General features: G+C 72.3%; 14 protein-coding genes and 1 tRNA gene. 6 read left to right on the forward strand and 9 right to left on the reverse strand.

Annotation, left to right across the window (positions count from 1 at the left end; all coding sequences use genetic code 11):
- Positions 1–90: 90 nt before the first annotated feature.
- From ACWC0C_RS07140 to ACWC0C_RS07150, 3 genes are all read left to right on the forward strand, one after another.
- Positions 91–1,803, forward strand: a complete 1,713-nt coding sequence (locus tag ACWC0C_RS07140; protein WP_450862290.1) for an ABC transporter permease — start codon at positions 91–93, stop codon at positions 1,801–1,803.
- Between the two features lie 156 nt (positions 1,804–1,959).
- Positions 1,960–4,686, forward strand: a complete 2,727-nt coding sequence (locus ACWC0C_RS07145) for an FtsX-like permease family protein (protein WP_450862292.1) — start codon at positions 1,960–1,962, stop codon at positions 4,684–4,686.
- Positions 4,687–4,808: 122 nt separating this feature from the next.
- Positions 4,809–5,768: an ABC transporter ATP-binding protein gene (locus ACWC0C_RS07150; protein ID WP_450862294.1), complete on the forward strand. Its 960-nt coding sequence runs from the start codon at positions 4,809–4,811 to the stop codon at positions 5,766–5,768.
- Between the two features lie 3 nt (positions 5,769–5,771).
- Here ACWC0C_RS07150 and ACWC0C_RS07155 read toward each other — a convergent pair whose 3' ends face one another.
- The 9 genes from ACWC0C_RS07155 to ACWC0C_RS07195 all read right to left on the reverse strand — a co-directional run bounded on the left by ACWC0C_RS07155 (position 5,772) and on the right by ACWC0C_RS07195 (position 16,858).
- Positions 5,772–6,449, reverse strand: coding sequence for a hypothetical protein (locus ACWC0C_RS07155; protein WP_449195205.1), 678 nt, complete (start codon positions 6,447–6,449; stop codon positions 5,772–5,774).
- The gene (locus ACWC0C_RS07160; protein WP_449195206.1) at positions 6,446–6,859 is read right to left on the reverse strand and encodes an acyl-CoA thioesterase; all 414 of its coding nucleotides are present in this window, start codon (positions 6,857–6,859) and stop codon (positions 6,446–6,448) included. The genes ACWC0C_RS07155 and ACWC0C_RS07160 overlap by 4 nt, the downstream gene beginning before the upstream one ends.
- Positions 6,860–6,865: 6 nt before the next feature.
- Positions 6,866–8,530 (reverse strand): energy-dependent translational throttle protein EttA, encoded by a 1,665-nt coding sequence (gene ettA / locus ACWC0C_RS07165; RefSeq protein ID WP_449195207.1) that lies wholly within the window; start codon positions 8,528–8,530, stop codon positions 6,866–6,868.
- Between the two features lie 221 nt (positions 8,531–8,751).
- Positions 8,752–9,048, reverse strand: coding sequence for a zinc-ribbon domain-containing protein (locus ACWC0C_RS07170; RefSeq protein ID WP_450862295.1), 297 nt, complete (start codon positions 9,046–9,048; stop codon positions 8,752–8,754).
- A gap of 129 nt (positions 9,049–9,177) precedes the next feature.
- Positions 9,178–9,384, reverse strand: a complete 207-nt coding sequence (locus ACWC0C_RS07175; protein WP_449195209.1) for a hypothetical protein — start codon at positions 9,382–9,384, stop codon at positions 9,178–9,180.
- 389 nt (positions 9,385–9,773) lie between these two features.
- On the reverse strand, positions 9,774–11,189 hold the full coding sequence (locus ACWC0C_RS07180) for a Cys-Gln thioester bond-forming surface protein (protein WP_450862296.1): 1,416 nt from the start codon (positions 11,187–11,189) through the stop codon (positions 9,774–9,776).
- A 241-nt stretch (positions 11,190–11,430) separates the two neighbouring features.
- A complete protein-coding gene (locus tag ACWC0C_RS07185; RefSeq protein ID WP_449195211.1) occupies positions 11,431–11,907 on the reverse strand; it encodes a single-stranded DNA-binding protein in 477 nt (158 codons plus the stop codon).
- Between the two features lie 493 nt (positions 11,908–12,400).
- Complete coding sequence (locus ACWC0C_RS07190; RefSeq protein WP_450862709.1) at positions 12,401–14,422, reverse strand: GTPase; 2,022 nt, start codon at positions 14,420–14,422, stop codon at positions 12,401–12,403.
- A gap of 813 nt (positions 14,423–15,235) precedes the next feature.
- Complete coding sequence (locus tag ACWC0C_RS07195; RefSeq protein ID WP_449195212.1) at positions 15,236–16,858, reverse strand: dynamin family protein; 1,623 nt, start codon at positions 16,856–16,858, stop codon at positions 15,236–15,238.
- Positions 16,859–17,179: 321 nt separating this feature from the next.
- On the opposite strand from ACWC0C_RS07195, the gene ACWC0C_RS07200 reads away from it, so the two are divergent.
- The 3 genes from ACWC0C_RS07200 (at position 17,180) to ACWC0C_RS07210 (ending at position 20,624) form a co-directional block, all read left to right on the forward strand.
- Positions 17,180–17,252: transfer RNA gene (locus tag ACWC0C_RS07200), tRNA-Arg, on the forward strand.
- A gap of 531 nt (positions 17,253–17,783) precedes the next feature.
- Positions 17,784–18,950 carry a glycoside hydrolase family 16 protein gene (locus ACWC0C_RS07205; protein ID WP_450862299.1) on the forward strand — a complete coding sequence of 389 codons (1,167 nt, stop codon included), beginning with the start codon at positions 17,784–17,786 and terminating at the stop codon, positions 18,948–18,950.
- Positions 18,951–19,280: 330 nt separating this feature from the next.
- Positions 19,281–20,624: an O-antigen ligase family protein gene (locus ACWC0C_RS07210; RefSeq protein ID WP_450862301.1), complete on the forward strand. Its 1,344-nt coding sequence runs from the start codon at positions 19,281–19,283 to the stop codon at positions 20,622–20,624.
- Positions 20,625–20,633 lie beyond the last annotated feature (9 nt).

Below are 20,633 nucleotides of genomic sequence, written 5' to 3' on the forward strand. Positions count from 1 at the left end.
CTCGGCCGTGCTGTCGTATGTCGCACGCCCTTGCCAGGTGCGTGTTCGCTCCCAGCACATCACATAACGCACGGGCTCGGTCACTAGTCGTTGCGGGCCGGCTGGCAGTTCAGCCGGCGCACCGCGCGCGCCGCGGGCCCGGTACTGCTGCTGGTCCTCGCGGTCGCGCTCGGCATGCTCGCGATCGGGCAGGCCGCCTCCTGGGGCCGCTCGCAGGACGACCAGGCCGACTTCCGCGCCGGGGCGCCGGTGCGGGTGGTGTCGGCCGGGGAGAGCGGGCTCGGCCGTACGGACCTGTACGCGCGGCTGCCGCACGTGCGCGAGGTGGCTCCGGCCGTCCGCGTCTCCCAGCCGCTGTCCGGGGACCGTACGGCGACCGTGCTGGCGCTGGACACCGGGCACGCGGCGGACGCGTTGCTGATGCGCCCGGACCTGGCCGACGTGCCGGTACGGCCGCTGCTCGCCGGGCTCGCGCCGCGGGGCGCCCCGGCCGGGACCCGGGTGCCCACGGGCACCGTCCGGCTCCGGCTGGCGGCGACACTGGGCAGTTCGGCGGGGCCGGGGGTGGTCACCGACGTGACGGTGACGCTGGCGGACCGGTACGGGGTGCCGTACCAGCTGCCGTTCGGACAGCTCCCCACCGACGGACGCCCACACCTCCTGACGGCCGACGTGGGCACCGCGCCGCTGACCCTCACCGGGCTCCGCCTGGACATGAACCAGCCGGGCAAGCCGGCCCGGCACCGGCTGGTCCTGGGCGCTTTGACGGCGACCGGGACGGACGGCACGGAACACCGGCTCGCGCTGCCCGCCCGGTGGACCACCGCGACGCAGACCGCGGGCGACGCCGTCGCGAGCGCGGCCACCAGCCCCACCCGTCCCAGGCTCACCGGCACCGACACCTTCGTCTACGGCACCGGCTACCTGCCGGAGGCCGACGCGTGGCGGGTCGCCTCGCTCACCGTCCGCCTCGACGTGCCGCAGCGCGCGCCCGCGGCGGTGCCGGCCGTGGCCACCGACCGCTATCTGGCCTCGGCCGGCGCCCGCGTGGGCCAGCGCGTCGACCTGACGATCGGCGACCACACGCTGCCGGTACGGATCGTCCGGTCCGCGCGCGCCCTGCCCGCCACCGCCGACCCGGCGGCCACCGGCGCCCGCGACGGCGGCGCGGTCCTGCTCGACCTGCGCACCGTGAACCAGGTACTGCAGGCGCGGTACGGCGACAGCGTCACGCCGGACGAATGGTGGCTGGACCCCGGGCGGCCGGGTGACGCGGCCGCGGTGGCCGCCGCTGTACGGGCGCTGCCGGATGTCGACCCGGGGCAGGTGGTGGTGCGCGACGAGATCGCCGCCGAGCTGCGCGACGATCCCTTCGGCGCGGGCCCCGCGGCCGCGTTCACCGCGGCGGCCGTGGTGGCGGCGGCGCTCGCCGCGGTGGGCTTCGCGGTCGGTGCGGCGGCCGCACGGCGCGCCCGCGGCACCGAGTTCGCCGTCCTGCGCGCGCTCGGCGTGCCCCGCCGCCGGCTGGCCCGCACGATCGCCGCCGAACAGGCCGTCCTGGTGGGCCTGGCACTCGCGGTGGGCCTGGGCCTCGGCACCGCACTCTCCCGCGCCGTCCTCCCCCTGATCGTCCTCACCGGCGAGGCCACCCGCCCGGTACCACCCCTCCTGGTCCAACTCCCGCCCACCCGGGTCACGTTGCTGCTCGCAGCGGTCGCGGCCGTCCCGCTCGCCGTGGCGGCCCTGCCGACCCTGCGCCGGGGGGATCCGGCGCGGGCGTTGCGGGAGCAGGGGGGTGAGTGAGGTGGGGCACGCCGAGGAGGGGGCGGGCGAGGTGAGGCGTTCGGTGCCGCGGGCCGATCGGGCACGGGACGTGAGCCGCGCGGGTCAGCCGGTGCGGCGCATGCCCGGGGTGGCGCCTCGCCTCGTCGCGTCGGGTTGGGAAGGAGGTGGGTTGAGGTGAGCCGTCCGGTGCCACGTGTCGTCGCGCCCTGGGTGCGGACGCGGTTGCGGGCCGCGCCCGGGGCCGCCTGCGCGCTCGCGCTGCTGGTCGCGTTGGCCGCGTGCCTGGCGGGTGCCTTCCCGCGCGCGGTGGACCGGTACGAGGACGCCGGCCTGCGGCGCGCGTTCGCGCAGGCGCGCCCCGACCGCACCACCGTGCAGGTGCTCGCGCCCCAGCCCGACCTCGGCCGGTCGGCCGGGCAGCGGGCCACGGCGATGCGCCCGGCCGCGCTGGAACGGCAGTACCGGAAGGTTCTCACCACGGTCGGCAGCCCGCTGACCGTCGACCGCGCCCAGTCGGTGTACGGCGTCGCCGGGAGCGTGAACCCGGCGGTGCCGGACGCGTTCCTGCCGCGCCCGACCGGACTGCCCGCCCGTGTCTCGCTGTTCGCGCCGAGCGGCCTGGCCGACCACGCCCGCGTCCGCACCGGCCGCATGCCGCGCGCCGACCGCCCGGTGGACGCGAGCACACCCGAGGTGGAGGCCGCCGTGACCGCCGCCACCGCCAAGTCCCTGCACATCAGGGTCGGTTCGGTCATCCATGTGCCGGGCGCCGGCCGCCCCCCGCTCGCGGTCCGCGTCACCGGCGTCCTCGTCCCGCGCGACCCCGACGGCGCCTACTGGTCGACCGTCCCGCGGCTGCGCACCCCGGTCCTGGTGACCATCCCCAGCCCGGGCGGGGACCCGCCGAAGTACTGGCTCGGCACACTGCTGCTCCCCCAGAACGCGGCTCCCGCCCTGCTGGGCACGACCGTGAACCCGTTCCGCTACTGGTTCCTCGCACCCGACCCGCACGCCCTGCACGCCCACGACCTGGACCGGCTGAAGTCGGCCGTGGCCGCCCTGGAGTCCGGCCCCGCACTGCAACGCGCCCGCGACTTCACCGACAGCAACGCCGACATCAACACCGACCTGGCCGACGCCCTCGGCTCCTTCGCCAAGCTGCGCTCCGGCATCGCCCCCCTGGTGTCCGTCGCCGCCGCCGGTACCGGCACGGTCGTCGCCGTCGTGCTGCTGATGACGGGCGGCCTGGCCGCCGACCGGCGCCGCGCCGAACTCGCCCTGCTGCGCGCCCGCGGCGCCTCCCTGCCCGCGCTCGCCGCCCGGCTGCTGGCCGAGACCGCCGTGGCCGCCGTACCGGCCGGCGCGCTCGGCCTGGCCGCGGCCCTGCTCATGGTCCCGGCCGGCCGCACCGGGTACGCCGTCGCCGCCGCGGCCGCCGTCACGCTCACCGCCTGCTGCGCACTGCCGCTGCGCGCCGCCGTGGCACACCGCGCGGTGCGCGCCACGGCCGACCGCGCGGACCTGGCGACCGTACGGCCCTCCCGGCGCCGTACGGTCGCCGAGGTGACCCTGCTGGTACTGGCGGCCGGAGCGGTCGCGGCCCTGCGCCGGCGCGGCACGAGCGGTGACCAGCTGGTGGCGCTGGCCCCGGTCCTGGTCGGCGTCATCGCCGCGCTGCTCCTGCTCCGCCTCTACCCCCTGCTGCTGCGCCGGCTGACCGGCCCGGCGGCCCGGCTGCGCGGGGCGACGGGCCATCTCTCCCTCGCCCGGGCGGGCCGCACCCAGGCCTCGGCCGTGCTGCCGCTGCTGGCCCTGCTGACCGCGCTGACCACGGCGGCGTTCGGCGGCTCGGTGCTGGCGGGCGTGGCCGACGCCCGGGACCGGGCGGCGCTGCTGGCCATCGGTGCCGACGCCCGCCTGGACTCCGACACCCCGCTCCCGACGGCCCTCCCGGCCCGGGTGCGCGCCGTGCACGGGGTGCGGGACGTCGCGGCGGTGAGCATCGACTACCAGGCCAAGCCGGTGGACGGCCAGGACTCGATACCCCTGGTGGGCGTGGACCCGCCGGCCTACGCCGCCTTGGCGTCCCGCACGGGCCTGGGCGCCTTCCACGCCCCCGAGTTGAGGACCCTGCCCGGCCGCCCCCTGCCGGCCGTGGCCTCCCCGTCCGTCGCGTCCGAGTACGGCACCCGGCGCCCCTTCCCGGTCCGGCTGTCGGACGGCAGCACGGTCACCGTACGCATCGCGCTCGTCCGTGCCACCACCCCGGCGGTGTCCGGCGGCAACTTCCTCGTCGTGAACCGGACGGGGCCGGCCTCCCCCGCCGACCACCCGACGGCCCTGCTGCTGACCGGCGACCAGCTGGACGCCGGCGCGCTGCGGCAGGCGGCGGCCCACTCGGCCGACGTCCGTCTCCTGGCCGCCGAGCGCGCCCGGTACGCCGACTCACCGCTCCAGTCCGGCGCCGAGCACGTGTACGCGGCGGCGGTGGCCGCGGGCGCCGGCTTCGCCGTACTGGCCCTCCTTCTGGCCCTCCTGCGCGCGGCCCCCGAACGCACGGCACTCCTGGCCCGCCTGCGCACGATGGGTCTCACCCGCGCGGAGGGCCGGCGCCTGCTGATCCTGGAGTCCCTCCCACAGTCCCTGCTCGCCGCGCTGGGCTCCGCCCTGACCGGTTGGTCCACGATCCGTCTGCTGTCCCCCGGCATCGACCTGACGACGATCGCCCTGTCCTCGGCCCAATCTCCCCTCGCCGAAGCCCGGTTGCGCCCTGACACGTGGTCGCTGACGGTCCCGGCGCTCCTGGTCGTGCTGGTGACGGTGGGGGTCGCGACGGTACAGGCGTGGTGGACGGGGCGCAGGGGGTCGGTGCCGGAACTGAGGGCGGGGGACGGCCGATGAGCGTCCTGGCGTCCTGGGGAGCTACAGCGCCGTCGGCCATCGCGGCACCCCACACCGCCGTCCCCATACCGCCGTACCCACACCGCAGCGCACTCACTCAGGGCACTCACTCAGGAGCCTGGATGACCGGCAATCCCACCCTCACCGACCTGGCGAACCGCGTCGCGGAAACCCGCAGCCAACCCGCCTACGGCCACGACGCCCTGATCACCTGCGACCGCCTGGTCCGGATCTTCTCCACGGACGGCATCGAAGTCCAAGCCCTCCAGGGCCTGGACCTCCTCGTCCGCGAAGGCGAACTCATGGCCCTGGTCGGTGCCTCCGGCAGCGGCAAGTCCACCCTGATGAACATCCTCGCCGGCCTGGACACCCCTACCGCCGGCGCCGCCCGAGTCGCCGGTCACGACCTGCTCACCATGACCGCACGGGACCGCCTGACCTACCGCCGCGAAACCGTCGGCTTCGTCTGGCAGCAGACCTCCCGCAACCTTCTCCCCTACCTCACCGCCGCCCAGAACATCGCCCTCCCCCTCCAGCTCTCCGGCACCCGGACCAAACGCGCCAAACGGACCGAACGCGCCCTGGAACTCCTGGAGTTGCTGCACGTAGCCGACTGCCGCGACCGCCGCCCGCACGAGATGTCCGGCGGCCAGCAGCAGCGCGTCGCGATCGCCGTGGCCCTCGCCAACGACCCCGCGGTGCTGCTCGCCGACGAACCCACCGGCGAACTCGATTCCCGGACCGCCGCGCAGATCTTCGACGCGTTCCGCGCGGCCAACGAGACCCTCGGCACCACGATCGTCATCGTCACCCACGACCAGGCCGTGGCCGGCGAGGTCCGCCGTACGGTCGCCATCCGTGACGGCCGCACCTCCACCGAGGTACTGCGGCGCAGCGAGATCGACGCCGCGACCGGCCACGAGACGGTCGTCGCCCGCGAGTACGCCATGCTCGACCGCGCGGGCCGCCTCCAACTGCCCGCCGACTACCTCCGCGCCCTGGACATGCGCGACCGTGTGGCCCTGGAACTGGAGCCGGACCACATCGGGGTGTGGCCGGACGGCTCAGGGTCACCGGAGTGAGGCTCAGCGCACGCTGACGCCCAGCGACCCGAGTCCCGTACGCCGTACGGCGACGGACCCGTAGGGGGTGCGCAACCGCAGCCACGCCCCCGAGGAGAACAGCCCGGTGTCGGCCGGATCGGTCCCGGGCCGCAGGAAGCCCAGGGACTGGGCCGCGTGCACGGCCCGTACCGGGAGCCCGGTCCGACCGATCTCCCGGGACCAGATGTCCCGCCCGATCCGGTCCAGTTCCGCGCGGGTACGGCCGTCCGGCGCCAGCTCCTCCGTACGCGAGCGGAACTCGGTGACCGCGGCGGCGACGGTCGCCCGCAGCGCGTCCGGGGCGGGCAGCCCCGGCTCGGCCTGCCAGCCGCCGCGCGGCGGCAGCACACCGGCCCACGGCGGACCGGTGACCGCGGCCGGTACGGCGGCCGTGGCCGCCCGCTCGTCCACGGACTCCAGGAACTCTCCGGCGGAGACGGTCACGTCGAGGGTGACGTCGAGCCCGTTCTCGTACGGCTTCGCCAGCCGTACCGCGCGGACGGCCAGCACCTCGAAGGACGGCGGGCGGCCGAACACGGCGAGCGCCGTGCCGGACGCCTGCAGGCGCACCGCGGCTCCACGGTCGTAGTGGAGCAGCCGGGAGAGGAAGGCGGCGAGATCGGCCGCCTCCGTCTCATCGGCCAGGTGCAGCACCGTCATGCGGCGACGGCCTCCTCGTCGGCGTCGTCCCGGTACCCCTGGAGGAACTCGCGCTCCTGCGGGGTGATCCGGCGCGGCCGCTGGGTCTCGAAGTCGAACGGAACGATCACGGTGGACGCCCGCACGTAGATCACGTCCGCGTCCTTCACCTCGTAGGTGACGGTGAAGGACGCGGCCTTGATCTCCGTGATCCACAGCTCGATGTCCACGGGCGTGGGCCGGTGGACGAGCTGCCGCTTGTAGTCGATCTCATGGCGCGCCACCACGGACCCTTGCTTGGACTCCTTGCCCCGCAGGGACAGGAAGTCGATGCGAGCCTCCTCCAGATAGCGGAGGAAGATCGCGTTGTTGACATGTCCGTACGCGTCCATGTCCGACCAGCGCAACGGGCAGCGGTAGATGTGCCGCAAGATCGATCAGCCCCGGGTCAGCTTCTTGTAGGTGGCGCGGTGCGGACGCGCGGCGTCCGGACCCAGTCGCTCGATCTTGTTCTTCTCGTACGACTCGAAGTTGCCCTCGAACCAGAACCACTTGGACTCACCCTCGTAGGCGAGGATGTGCGTGGCGACGCGGTCGAGGAACCACCGGTCGTGGGAGACGACGACGGCGCAGCCGGGGAAGTCCAGCAGGGCGTTCTCCAGGCTGGAGAGCGTCTCGACGTCGAGGTCGTTGGTGGGCTCGTCGAGGAGCAGCAGGTTGCCGCCCTGCTTGAGGGTGAGCGCCAGGTTGAGCCGGTTGCGCTCACCACCGGAGAGGACACCGGTCGGCTTCTGCTGGTCCGGGCCCTTGAACCCGAACGCGGACACGTACGCCCGGCTCGGCATCTCGACCTGGCCGACGTTGATGTAGTCGAGCCCGTCGGACACGACCTCCCACAGCGTCTTCTTCGGGTCGAGGTTGGCGCGGGTCTGGTCGACGTAGGAGATCTTGACGGTCTCGCCGACCTTGATGTTGCCGGAGTCCGGCGTCTCCAGGCCCTGGATCATCTTGAACAGCGTCGTCTTACCGGCGCCGTTCGGGCCGATGACACCGACGATCCCATTGCGCGGCAGCGTGAAGGAGAGCCCGTCGACGAGGACCTTCTCACCGAAGGCCTTGTTGAGCTTGTCGACCTCGACGACGATGTTGCCGAGCCGCGGGCCCGGCGGGATCTGGATCTCCTCGAAGTCCAGCTTCCGCATCTTGTCGGCCTCGGCGGCCATCTCCTCGTAGCGCGCGAGGCGGGCCTTGGACTTGGCCTGCCGCCCCTTGGCGTTGGAGCGCACCCACTCCAGCTCTTCCTTGAGGCGCTTCTGCCGCTTGGCGTCCTTCTGGCCCTCGACCTTGAGACGGGTGGCCTTGGTCTCCAGGTACGTGGAGTAGTTGCCCTCGTACGGGTAGGCGCGGCCGCGGTCGAGTTCGAGGATCCACTCGGCGACGTTGTCGAGGAAGTACCGGTCGTGGGTGATGGCGACGACGGTCCCCGGGTACTTGGCGAGGTGCTGCTCCAGCCAGTTCACCGACTCGGCGTCGAGGTGGTTGGTGGGCTCGTCGAGGAGCAGCAGATCGGGGGCTTCCAGCAGCAGCTTGCAGAGCGCGACGCGGCGCTTCTCACCACCGGAGAGGTTGGTGACGGGCCAGTCGCCGGGCGGGCAGCCGAGCGCGTCCATGGCCTGCTCCAGCTGGGCGTCGAGGTCCCAGGCGTTGGCGTGATCCAGCTCCTCCTGCAGCTTGCCCATCTCGTCGAGCAGCGCGTCGGAGTAATCCGTGGCCATCAGCTCGGCGATCTCGTTGAACCGGTCGAGCTTGCCCTTGATCTCGGCGACACCCTCCTGGACGTTCTCCAGGACGGTCTTCTCCTCGTTCAGCGGGGGCTCCTGGAGCAGGATGCCGACGCTGTAACCCGGGGACAGGAACGCGTCGCCGTTCGACGGCTGCTCGATCCCCGCCATGATCTTCAGCACGGTCGACTTACCGGCACCGTTCGGACCGACGACGCCGATCTTCGCTCCCGGCAGGAAGTTCAGGGTGACATCATCGAGGATCACCTTGTCGCCGTGCGCCTTGCGCGTCTTGCGCATGGTGTAAATGAACTCAGCCAAGAGAAACCGTCCGGCAGCTTGAAATCTGGCAGTGGGCAGATACACCCCATCTTGCCTGACGGCCAGCCCCGGATGGAAACCCGTATAGTCCGGGGCCGCTGACCTGGGGGTTTCGCTGGCGGCGGTAGTGGCTCGTCCGTCACTGTCGGTCAGCGTCGAGTGGCCTCGGGGTGCCTCGGGCGCCCCGGGACGGCCCGGGAGTGATCACCTGGCAGGCACGATCAGACTCCAGGGTGCTGGTACGGCTGCTGCGACGGCCCGTACGCCTCACTGCCGGGAGCGCCTGCGGCCTGTGCCTGCAGTTGTTCGGCCCGCTCCTTGGTGACCTCCTGCTCCATGCCGCAGAACGTGCACTGCGTCGCGTACTTCGTCGAGAAGGGGAACAGCGGCACGAAGAACAGCGTGAACTTGGTGACGCGCTTCCTGAGCGTGTGCGCGGCAGGGTTGCCGCAGTGACCGCACACCAGCGTGAGTATCGCGAGCTGGTACAGGTATGCCTTGGTGCCAAAGATGATCACGAGTTCGGCCCTTCTGAGATCCTCTCTCTCATTTTCCCAGGCACCCCCCAAAACCGCTCAGGGACCCGACTCGCGCCGCGGGCGAGCCCCTGACCTGGTGACCGATCCCCCCTTGGTCCGATGCGCCACTCACATGCAGGGGATGTTGGAGAAGCCCGGGTAGTAGTAGCGCCCGGCCGGACCAGCGCTGTGGACGCAACGGTCGAGGTTGGGACTCTGGGGCTTCGGGCTCTCGGTGGCGGCGGTCGCGGTCGGAGCGGCGAAGACGATCGCCCCGAGGATCATTGCCGCCACCGCCGATTTCTTGCCCGGTATACGCCTCCGGAACGTCCTCATTGCCGCCCTCCTTCGGGCCGAGACGGGAGCGCCGCGCGGTCCACAGGGCGACAGTTCGGCGCTCGTTATTCCGATTATCGTCATATACCGGAGGTATGACGTCAACACTCCAAATCAGGGCATTTGAGATGAAGGCTGGCTGTCGGGTCGTGCGTCCGGCGCCGCAGGCAGGTGTCACCTCCTGCCCCTGTCCCGAGGGGGCATCAAGGCCCTGAGCCTCCATCTCGGCCACAGCGAACCGGGGTTCACCCTCCCGGCGATGTACCGGGCCGTCGGTCACGCTCATCACAGACCGACGACGGGGCACGGCCCAGAGACGGTCCAAGCCGCCTGACACGGCCTCACATTCTCGCCGTACGATCCCCCTGGGCGGAAACCCGTCAACCGGGTCAGTCGCCGGGCTGTTCCCGCTTGCGCAGCAGGACCAGCACCCCGCCGCCGATCACCACGAAGCCGATGGCCACGCCCGCGATCAGCGGGGTGATCGCGGAGCCGCCCGTTGCGGCGAGGTCGGTGTCGGGGGCCGTGGTGCCGCCGCCCACCGAGGCGGGGCTGGGCTCATTGTGGGCCCGGGTCGTCTGGGCCGTGATCGCGCCCTGGGTCTTGCAGTCGAGGATGCCGGTGAAGCGGTGACTGAAGCCGTGCGGGCCGGTGATCGTGAAGTCGTAGGCCTGGTCCTCCTGGAGCGGGACGGTCACCGTGCGGGTGGTGCCCGCGGGGATGGTGTGCTCGGCGCCCATCAGCTCGAAGGTGAACGGCTCGTCGCCCTTGTTGGCCGCGATGATGTCCACGCCGCTCTTGGCGCAGTCCTTCCGGGCCGAGACCGCGGGTATGGCGCCCTCGGCCGCCCAGGTGGCGGTCGCGGTCGCGGACACCGTGGACTCGCTGGAGCCGGCCAGGATCTGGGTCTGGCTGCGGCTGTCGGAGGCGAAGGCGCGGCCCACCGGCACCGTGGTCGACGCCTGCACGGTCAGCTGGGCCGTGCCGTTCGCGGCCTCTTCGGGGACGTCGAAGTACAGCCGGGTGCCGTCCTGCGCCGAGGTGATCACCTTGCCGGTCTTGTCGGTGATCCGCACCCCGCTGGTGGCCGCGTCCGGCGGCGGGCTCACCGTGACGCCGGAGGCGTTGGTGTGCACGGTCACCGGGCCGAGCGGCTTACCCGGCCGGCCCGACACCGCGGGCGGGTCCAGCGTGAGCGAGGCCTGCGGTTCACCGAGGTCGCGGGCGGCCTTCTCCAGATGGTCGGCGAGCTTCTCGGCCCGCGGGTCGACGGCGTCGACCTTGGCGTGGTCGGAGTAGCGCCAGATCGCGACCTGGGTGCCGGCCGCCGCGTCCTGCTCGGTCAGCGTGCCGACGCCGGCCTGGCGGGCGAGCGCGGCGAGATCGTTGACCTGGGGATAGGAGTTCTGCAGGATCCAGCGGATCTTGCCGGCGTCCTTGTTGGCACCGAGTGAGGTGTCGCTCCAGGACGTCTCCTGGTAGCGGGCGTCGCGCTGGGTGGGGTTGTGGAGGTCCACGCAGTACGTCTGCAGGGTGCCGCCGCCGTCGACGGACATCTCGAACAGGCCCGCCGCCACCCGCTGGTCGCCGCCGTCCTCGTGGATCACTGCCTCGCCGTAGGTCTTCAGGCCGTCGGTCGTGGCCGTCGCCCCGCCCTGGGTCTGCGGCGTGCCGTCGGTCCCGTCGGCCGCGGCCCTACCGGCGCCGGACAGCACACCGGCCGCCACGAGACCGGACACCGTCGTGGCGGCGGCCAGGCGGGCCGCTCCGGTGGAACGGCTGAACCCAGAGAACGCAGCAAGCACAGAATTCCCCTTCGAGCAGGACCCGTTGGACGTGGGGGACGGTCCCACCAGCAGAATCGGCAGCCCCTAGGGGCACGCCCGGCATCCTATGGATCAGCCGGAGCCTCTCCTGCCGGTCGGATGATCCGATGGGCGATCCGATCCGTAATCGTTATCGCCGGGACCGTCCATGAGCTGGGCATATCGACAAATCCACCGGTTCGTACAGGCTGTTGGGCATCCTGGCGACCGTTTACTGATGTCATGTCACCGCTGCTGGCTCCGGGGCCTGTTGGGGTGCGCCCTCCGGCTGGGGGTCGGCGGGACGCGGTGTCTCCCAGTTCGGCTCCGGCCGGGTCGCCGTCAGGGCGGGTTCCGGTTTGGCGGTGCGCTGGAAGGCGGCCGTACCCCGTGAGAGGTCGTGGCCGATCGCCACGGCGTCGATGTCGGCGGAGGCCCACTGCTGCTGCCCTTCGCGCGTCTCCGTGCGCACCTTCAGCCGGCCCTGTACGACCACCGGCTGGCCCACCTCCACGCACGCGGTCACGTTGGCCGCGAGCTGGCGGTTGGCCCACACCGTGAAGAAGTTGGTGTGCCCGTCCGTCCAGGCGCTCTTCTCCCGGTCCCAGTAGCGCGTGGTCGCCGCGAGCCGGAACCGGACCGACGGGCCGGCCGCCTGCTCCCGGTACACCGGCTGGGTCGCCACGTTGCCCACCACGCAGACGATCGTCTCGTTCATGTTCTCGCTCCCCTCCCCCGCCCGGTCCTTTTCCGGCCGGGCGGACACACGTACGGGCCGTCCCGTACCGCTGTGTCGGTCGTGTGTGTCAGTCGTGTGTGTCGGTCGTGTGTGTCGGTCGTGTATGTCGGTCGTGTATGTCGGTCGTGTGTCTCGAAGGCGTGTCTCGGTCGTGCGGGCCGCATACGCCGGAGGCGCCGTGCGATCGCCGCGACCCCAGACTGCCTCCGCCCGGCCGAAGTCGCTGAGCGCTGTGGACGACCAGCCCACCTGTGGAAAAACCCGCCACCCGGACGAGTGACCCCCGTCCCCGGCCGCCCTGTTCACCCTGGCGCCGGAACCCCCGATGACCAGCCGAGGAGCCCCGATGACGAGCCGAGGAGCCCCGATGACGAGCCGAGGAGCCCCGGAAAGCGACCGAGGGGCCCCGGAACGTTCCGAGGCCCCTCGCTGTCACACCACCCCACCCCCACACGCGCCCCCACTCCGACCCTCACCCCACCCGCGTGCCGCTCCCCACGACCCGCCCGTACTGCTCCCGTACCTCCCGGTACCGCAGCAGCTCCGCCGCCACCGGATCGAGCACGCGGGCCCGGCCGCAGCCGGCGGCCGCCTCTCTGAGGCGCCGTTCCGCCTCCTGGCCGTAGCGCCGGGCCGGGCCTCTGGCCGCCATCTGGCAGCTCCACTCCACCAGCGGCCCGCCGATGATCCCGCACAGCATCAGGAGCACCGGAACCCCGAGGTTGGGCGCCATGACACCGACGATCTGGCCGCCAAGCCACAGGCCGCCCACGACCTGGAGCAGGGTCATCGCCGCCTGGACCAGCACCGCCCCCGGCCACCAGCCCGGCCGCGGTGGCCGGCCCGGCGGCAAACCCGCCCGTGCGGCCAGTTCGTCCAGCGCCTCGGATAGCCCCTGGGAGCCGCGTACGGCCGCCTCGCGCACCGCTTGCGCCCAGGGCGCCGGGAGCCCGGCCGAGGCCCGTTCGGACACCGTACGGACCGCCTGTTCCACGCGCTGGCGGGCCGTGGCCTCCTCGTCCGGCTGGGCCACGCGCACCGGGGTGCGGCCCGTGGTGGGTTCGCCGCGGGATTGGTACCAGCGCCACAGCCGCAGCCAGGGCGTGCCGCAGGCGCGGCCCGCGTTGCGCAGCCAGGCGCGCTCGGCGGCCTCGCCCGCCGCGATGGCGCCCACCGCGTCCGCGAGCCGTGCGGCGAACTCCTCGCGTGCCTCCTCGCTGAGGCCGACCCGCCGCCCGGTGGCGTAGACGGGGCTCAGCCCGGCCGCGGCGGCGTCCACGTCGGCCGAGACCCGGCGGGCGGCCGCGCCGCGCTCCGCCAGGAACTGGCCGAGGACCTCGCGCAGTTCGCCGAGGCCCTCGCCGGTGAGCGCGGACAGCGCGAGCACGGTGGCGCCCGGTTCGCCGTACTCGCCGAGCGCGATGCCGTCCTCGTCGAGCAGCCTGCGCAGGTCGTCCAGCACCTGGTCGGCGGCCTCCTCGGGCAGCCGGTCGACCTGGTTGAGGACGACGAGCATGATCTCCGCGTGTCCGGCCATGGGCCGCAGATAGCGCTCGTGCAGCACGGCGTCGGCGTACTTCTCCGGGTCGACCACCCAAATCACCGCGTCGACCAGCTTCAGGATCCGGTCGACCTGTTTGCGGTGCTCCACGGCGGCGGAGTCGTGGTCGGGCAGGTCGATCAGGACCAGCCCGCGCAACTGCGCCTCGTTGTCGGGGTTGTGCGCCGGGCGGCGGCGCAGGCGGCCGGGGATGCCGAGCCGGTCGATGAGGCCGGCCGCGCCGTCGCTCCAACTGCACGCGATGGGTGACGCGGTGGTCGGGCGGCGTACGCCGGTCTCCGAGATGGCCACTCCGGCGAGGGCGTTGAACAGCTGCGACTTGCCGCTGCCGCTCGCGCCCGCGATGGCGACGACCGTGTGCTGGCCGGACAGCTTGCGCCGGGCCGACGCCTCGTCCAGCACCCGGCCCGCCTCGGCGAGGGTATGGGGGTCCAGCCGGGTCCGGGACAGCCCGATCAGTTCGCGGAGCGCGTCCAGCCGGGAGCGAAGCGTGCCGTCGTACGCCAGGGGGGTGGGGGTCTGACTGCCGCTCTGGCTCCGGCTCGTGGTCTCCAGCGCGGAGGCACGCTCGGCGGTGCCCTCCGTGACCCGTCGGGCGATCAGCCCGTCGCCCCAGGGGTCGTCGGCGGAGGCGGGGTCGGTGTCCTGGGCGGGGGTGGCGCCGGGCGTCCCATCGCTTGCGGGGCCTACGGCGGCGGGGGTGGGCGTGGGTGTGGGGGTGGGCGTGGGGGTGAAGGTGATGGCGGGGCGGCCGGGAGTTCTGGCGGTCTTGGTGCTGTCGGGGCCGGCGGGCGCCGGTCGGCGCCGTTGCGGGTACGGCGAACGGGGATGCGGCGGCTGGGCGGCGTGGGCGTCCTTCTCACGCGCGGACACACCGTGGCTCTCGGCGGGCTTCCGGGTCGTGCCCTCTTCGGTCCCGCTGCCGAGTTCCACGGTCTCGCCGGCCTCCTCTGATTCGTGTGTCTCCCCAGCCCCTTCTGCCGCCTTCGTGGCCGCGCAGCCGGGTTCCTCGGTTGCACCGGGGTCCTGAGTTCCGCAGGTCTCCGCAGAACCGCCGGTTTCCTCGGCCCTGTGGGCCTCCCATGTCCCGGCGGCCTCCCAGGCCCCACCGACCTCCCGCGCAACGTCCTCGTCCCGCACGCGCGCGTGCCGCCCCCGCCGTGTGTCCCCGTCCCGGGCGCCCCTTCCGCCGTCCGTCGCCGCGGCGGGCCGGTTGTCGGCTCCGGTCCTCGGGTCGCGCACGCGCGCGTGACGCCCCTCCACGGCCTCGTTCGCCGCCTCCCCCGTCGCGTTCCCTGTCCCGTCCCCGGTCACGGCGTCCGTCGCGCCCTCGGCCGGCTCCGTAGCGGCGGCAGCAGCGGCGGCAGCGGCGGCAGCGGCGGCAGTGCCAACGGCCGCTCCGGCGCCGGAATCCCCCGAGCCGCCGCGGTTCTCGCCAGGGCCCCGCGCCCCGGTGCCGTCGCCGGACTCGCCGGCGACGGGGTTCCCCCGGCCGGCCCCGGCCGCACGCCGCTCTCCCGGCTCCTGCCCCGACCCGCGAACGCGCCCGCGCCCCTCCCCCTGCCCTTGCCCGTGCCCGTGCTCCATGTAAGCGCTGCGCTCCCTACGACCGATGTGCTCGCTGTGGTCCATGTCGCCGGCCTGGTCGGAGTGATCGTTGTGCACGGACTGGCGCTCTGCGTTGCCGAATTGACCGGCGGGGCCCATGTGGTCCGTGTGGTCGTGGTCAGTGACGGCGGTCACCGGTCACCTCTCCTTCTGCAGTACGGACAGCGCGGCGATGAGTTGGGCCTGGGGTTCGGGATGGACCCCCAGGGCATCGAGTGGGGCGAGGCGCCGCTCGCGTTCGGTGTGCAGGACCCGGTCCACATGCTCGATGAGCAGCCGTCCGGCCCGGTCGCGCAGCCGGAGCGCGCCATGGGCGCTGATCCGTTCGGCGAGTCCCTCGCCCGCGTTGCGCGCCCGCCGCCCGCCCAGGACGGCGGTGGCGACCAGCGCGGCCACCACCTCGGAGTCGAGGGCCACCGTGCGCTCCAGTTCCCGCACCTCGTCCTCGGCGTATTCCTCCAGCTCACGCCGCCAGCGCCGTACCGCGAGCCCGATGCGGTGCTCGGCGCTCTCCAGGGAGGCGGCGCGAGCCGCGAGCCCTGGGGCCTCGGCGGCGGGTTCGTGGCGCCAGACCTCGTCGATGTGCTCGTCGGCGGCGGTGACGGCGCACAGCAGCAGGGCCGCGAGGCTCTCCACGAGGGCGTCGAGGAGTTCCCCCGCGGTGCAGTCGAGGGGGAAGGCGCGCCAGCGTTTGAGGGCGTCCCCGGCGAGTACGGCACCCGATTGCAGACGGCCCCGCACGCGTGCGTGCTCGTTGTCGTAGGCGGTGTCCACGACGGAGGTGAGCCGGAGCCGGGCCGCGTACTGGGCGGCGGCGGCGCTGGCCAGTTCGGGCATGCGCGAGGTGAGGGAGTCGAGGAGACCGTGGGCCGTACGGGCGATGACCTGCTGCCGGGCGGCCGGGTCCTGGGCGTGGTGGACGAGCCAGTTCTTCAGGGGCGCGACGGCGGTGGCGGGCAGCAGGCCGGCGCCCCAGACGGACTCGGGCAGCTCGGGCACGGTGAAGCGGGGTACGGCGCCGAGCCCGGCCTTGGTGAGCAGGGCGCCGTACTGCCGGGAGACCTCGTTGACGACCTGGTGGGGCACCCGGTCCAGGACGGTGACGAGTGTGGCGTCGTACTCCTTGGCGGTGCGCAGCAGGTGCCAGGGGATGGCGTCGGCGTAGCGGGTCGCCGTCGTGACCATGATCCAGACGTCGGCGGCGCAGATCAGCTCGGCGGCGAGGACCCGGTTGTCGGCGACCAGCGAGTCGATGTCGGGCGCGTCGAGGAGGGCGAGCCCACGCGGAAGCGTTTCGGCGGTCTCGATGCGCAGCACGCGCCCGCGCCCGGGTTCCTCGCGGGCGGGCAGCGGCAGGAGGTCGTCGAGGGGGTCCTCCTGCCGGGTCACCCACACCCGCGTCAAATCGGGCAGCACGCGCATCGTGCTGAACCACTGGTGATCCTCCGGATGACAGACGAGGACCGGCGTCAGGGTCGTGGGCCGCAGCACGCCCGCCTCGCTCACGCGCTGCCCGACCAGGGAGTTCAGGAGCGTCGACTTACCCGCGCCGGTGGATCCGCCGATGACGGCCAGCAGTGGCGCCTCGGGCTCTCGCAGGCGGGGTACGAGGTAGTCGTCGAGCTGTGCGAGGAGTTCGTCGCGGTTGGCACGCGCGCGTGCGGCCCCTGGCAGGGGCAGCGGAAAGCGTGTGGCGGCGACACGGTCGCGCAGAGCGGAGAGTGTGTCGAGCAGCTGAGGCCGTACGTCCAAGGTCACCACAAGCGAAGAATGCCCAATTTTAGGGTGATTCTGAAGCATATAGACATGCCTGCGCGCCGGGAGGACAGAACGGGCGGAGGGAACCATTGGGACACGGGCACAGTCCAGGCATAACGAGTGCACAACACCCGGCGCGTCGGGCGCCCAAAAGCGGTGCGCGAGTCGCGCCTGCCTGCGATTATCAGACCGCTTCACCGAACCTCCACATCGAGCCACGGAGGGGAAGCGACAGGGTCAAGGATCGGGGAGCTCTATCCTTGTCCCCGGCAACGTCACGGATCGGCCCGGACCAGGGCACCCGGCACGAAGCCACCGCACCAGGCCCCCGTAGCTCAGTGGATAGAGCAGGCGCCTTCTAAGCGCTTGGCCGCAGGTTCGAGTCCTGCCGGGGGCGCATAGCCTCAGCCCTCCCATCGGGAGGGCTTTTTGCTGGTCAGAGACGGTTTCACGCGACGCGGGTCAGCCCCGGGTGCACCCTTGGTGATCAAGGGAGGTCCCCCGCGGCTTCCAGCCGCCGTTTCAGGTCCGGCAGGCCGCCCAGCACCTGGAACTCCCCGGCGGCATCCCCGAACTGCGACGATAAACGACGACGCCGGTTGTGCGGCCGGTACCAGGTCGCGCGAAATGTACATGCGGGCCAGACCGTGCGGTCAGTCTCATACGCTGCCGCCGAGAACCTCCGCAGGCATGGAGTGGTGGGACGCCGAGTGACACGGGCACACGATGTGTGTTCGCGCCTTTGCCGTCGCTGTCGGCGCGCCCGTACCTGCCGGGTGTGAAATTCATATCAATCCGACACTTGGTCATCAAAGCCCACAGAAATGGTTCTTCGGCACATGACATGATCTACTGCCCCTGATCACCGCCCCCTGAATTCGCAAGCCGTTCGGCCGGCGGTGACGGCACGGTGCAGGAGGTCCCGCGCATGAGGACGGCGAGCCGCGTCGCGGCGCTGATGATGGTCGGGATGGTGTCGTTGGCGTGCAGCGCACAGGACACCGCGCCGCACGGGAGCACCCACGGCTCCCTTCCGTCCGCCCAAAGGAGCGTTCCCGGCAGCGGCCGACTGTCCGACGGCATCGGCGGGATCGTCCAGGACGCCATCACTCCGTCCGGCGCGCAGCCGGGAACCGCGGTGGCGGCCACGGTGAAACTGCACGCGCCCGAATGCATCACGGTCCGGAAGGTGGGCGTAGCCGTACAGGACGGGCTGGAAAACCGCCTGGACTACCCCGGCACGGTCGAGAACGCACGGATCTGCCCCGGCGCTTTCACCTTCACCACCCAGCCCCGCACCTTTCGGGCGGGCACCTACACCCAGTACGCCTATTACGAGGACGAGACCGGTTACCACCCGCTCGAAAAGTCCAGGTTCCAGGTCGTCTCGATGGGCCGGAACGTGGATCCGTCCCAGGGGAGGAAACTCGCCTGGGCGGAAGAGTTCAACTCGCCCATCACATGGGGTGAGCGCTGGACCCGCAATGCCAGCTCGGCCTATGAATACGGAACCCACAATCCAAGGTATTTTAAGCTCGACTGGGTGAATCCCGACAACGTGCGTGTCGCCGACGGAATGGCGACTTTCACGGCTCGGCCCGGTCGGCGCACTTTGGAGAACGGTCTGCAGGCCTGGGAGACGGGGCTGATCACCACGGAATGGTCCCGAGAGGGGTTCCGTCTGCGCCCCGGCGACTACATCGAGGCCCGGGTGAAGCTGCCCACCGCGGTCGGAGCCTGGCCGTCGGTGTGGACCTGGGTCGGCGACGGCCACGAGATCGACCTGTTCGAATACCATCCGGACGCCCCGGACCTGCTGGAAATGGCCAACCATGTCCGGGAGGCGGCCAATTACGACGCCATCGGTCCCCCGGGCAAGGAGGACTGGATGCGTATCGGTGTGCTGGTGGGCACCCATTCCGCCGACTGGTACGTCAACGGCGCCCTGGTCTACGAGGACGGTCGCGGAGTGGATCCGAACTGGTCCGCTTACCTGAACGTGAATCTGTCGATTTCCGCGGGCACCTTCCACCCCGCCCCGAAGACGAGCGACCCGATCACGTTCAGCGCCGACTACGTGCACGTCTTCCGATGAGGTTGCGGCGGTGAGCCGTTCGAGGTGCCGGGTGCGCCCAACGGGGTGTCCGAGGTCCGGGACACGGCCCGGCCGACCTCGCAGTTCCGCCAAAGTCGGCAAGTTCTCAGATAAATATATGCAGCGATAGAGGTGCCCGTCTCCGGATATTCGCGATCGACAGCGCGATCCACGTCTCTTGCCGTGTCCAGAATCTCCATTCCGTGCCGTACGGCGGCGGCCTGTGACCGTGCACCGGGGCCCCGCCCACGAAATGCAGGGAGACCGACCCCCCATGACTTCGGAAAGCACGGCCCTCTCTCCGAACGGCCGCCGGGGAGCTGAGTGCCGGTGAGTGCTGCCCTCGTGCCCGCGTCATCGCTGGCGTCGCCCCTGCCCGCGCTGCGCCGGGCCGCTCCCGTTCTGCCGGTCGTGGCGACGATCGCGCTGATCGGGCTGCCCGGCACGTCGGGCAGCCGCGCCACGCCCGCCGACGCAGCCTGCGGGCTGGTGGTGCTCTGGGCCGTCGTACGCACCGCGCGCCAGGCCCGTCGTCCGCTGACGCGGACGGCGGCCGTCGTGCTCGGGCTGCCCGTGATCGGCGTCGCGGTCGCCGCGCTGGGCGCGCCCAGCGCGGGTGAGGGCCTCGTGGGACTGGCCCGCAACCTCCAGATCTTCGTGCTCGTCCCGGTCGCCGTGGTGCTGTTGTTGCGCGACCGCCGCGATGCACGGCTGGTGGCCTGGTCGGTGATCGGGCTCGCGGTGTGGGAGGGCGCGGTCGGGGTGCACCAGTACCTGACCGGTACGGGCGCCGCGTACGGCCGGGAGTTCGTGCGGGCGGTGGGCACGTTCGGGCCGACCGAGGTGATGGCGATGGCGACGGTCGTCGCCTCCGGAGTGGTGGCCGCCACGGGTCTCGCGCTCGGGACCTCGGCACCGCGGCACCGAATCGTGGCCGGGGTGTGCGCGCTGGCTCTCCTCGTCCCCCTCACGGTGTCCTTCAGCCGGGGCGCCTGGATCGCCACGGTCGCGGCCTGCGGAGCGCAGCTGCTGCTCGCCGGTGTGCGGCGGGCGCTGAAGGTGTTCCTGGCGGCGGCCGCGGCCGGTGTGGTGCTGGTCGGCGGGTTCGGTGTGGGCACGTCGATCCTGCAGGAGCGCCTGGACAGCATCATGCAGGTCACCGACGCTCCGGACCAGGCGGTCGTCGACCGGTACGGGCTGTGGGCGTCCGCGGTCGGAATGTGGGAGCAACACCCGGTGACCGGCGTGGGGCTGAAGGCCTTCCCCGAGTACCGGGACAGCCACGCCCCGCTCTCGCTGCAGTCGGCCTCCGATACGGACGGCGCCGGCCACGGCTTCTACCGCGAGCCCTTCCTCTCCCCGCACAACATGTACCTCGAAGTCCTGAGCGAGCAGGGCCTGCTGGGCCTGGTGACCGTGGCGGGCAGCTGGCTGGCCCTGCTGGTGTGCGGTCTGCGCAGGCTCGTGCGGACACGCCGGGCACGGCACGGCCAGGACTGCGCGATCATCGTGTGCGGTCTGCTCCTGTGGCAGCTCGTGGACTTCGCGTACGCCGACACCGGCGGTGGCTCCACGGCTCTCGTGGCCCTGGAATTCGGTCTCGCGGCCTGGTGGGGACTGGCCTGCGGCGCGGCGGGTGCCACGACCACGCCTTCGGAAGAGAGCCCGCGATGAAACCCCCAC

The sequence above is a fragment of the Streptomyces sp. NPDC001709 genome, from assembly GCF_053596375.1.